Raw genomic sequence first — 817 nt, forward strand, 5'->3', positions numbered from 1 at the left:
GTTTATAAGTTTATGAGGTTAAAAGTTTATGAGTTTTGGAATTTCTTTTAAACTCCTAAACTATTAAACTTCTAAACTTTCTTAATAATATATCTAATCACAGTTTCTGCCATATACAACCCAAAAAGTCCTGGCATATAGCTGTTTGTTCCGTAAAATGATTTTTTATAATTGGAACCATCGGTCATTTTCAAACTGCTTTCATCCTGAATTTCTGATGAAAAAACCACTTTTAATTTATCGATTTTGTGTTCTTTTAATCGTCTTCTGATGGTTTTGGCAAACATGCAATTTACCGTATTGGTAATGTCGGCAACTTTCACTTTTGCAGCTTCCATTTTTCCGCCTGCGCCCATTGAAGAGATGATTTTTACACGTTTGCGTTTGGCTCCGATTATCAAATTTAATTTTGGTGTAACGCTGTCGATGCAATCTAAAACATAATCGTATTTTTCCTCTACGATTTCAAAAGCACGTTCTGGAGATAAAAATTCTTGGACTTTCGTCAAATTTAACTCTGGGTTTATATCCATTAATCTATTGCCTACAACATCAATTTTAGATAATCCAACTGTTGAATGCAACGCTGGCAATTGACGATTAATGTTAGTAATATCAACAACATCACCATCTACAATTGTAAGATTTCCAACGCCTGCACGAGCTAAAAATTCGGCAGCAAATGAACCAACGCCACCAACTCCTACAACTAATACATTTGCGTTTTTTAAATTATTTAATCCTTCTGGTTTGAATAATAATTCTGCTCTTTCTTGCCACTTTGCCATTTGAATTTTAGATTTTTGATATTAGATAT

The 817-nt window shown here is 32.9% G+C and carries 1 protein-coding gene; it reads right to left on the reverse strand.

Going from position 1 to position 817, the window contains the following annotated elements; all coding sequences use genetic code 11:
- Positions 1-71: 71 nt before the first annotated feature.
- Entirely contained in the window at positions 72-788 is a 717-nt protein-coding gene (locus tag DIU01_RS07310) for a tRNA threonylcarbamoyladenosine dehydratase (RefSeq protein ID WP_290832990.1), read from the reverse strand.
- Between the last annotated feature and the right edge of the window lie 29 nt (positions 789-817).

Origin of the sequence: Flavobacterium sp., assembly GCF_003525665.1 — a bacterium.
Classification (GTDB): domain Bacteria; phylum Bacteroidota; class Bacteroidia; order Flavobacteriales; family Flavobacteriaceae; genus Flavobacterium.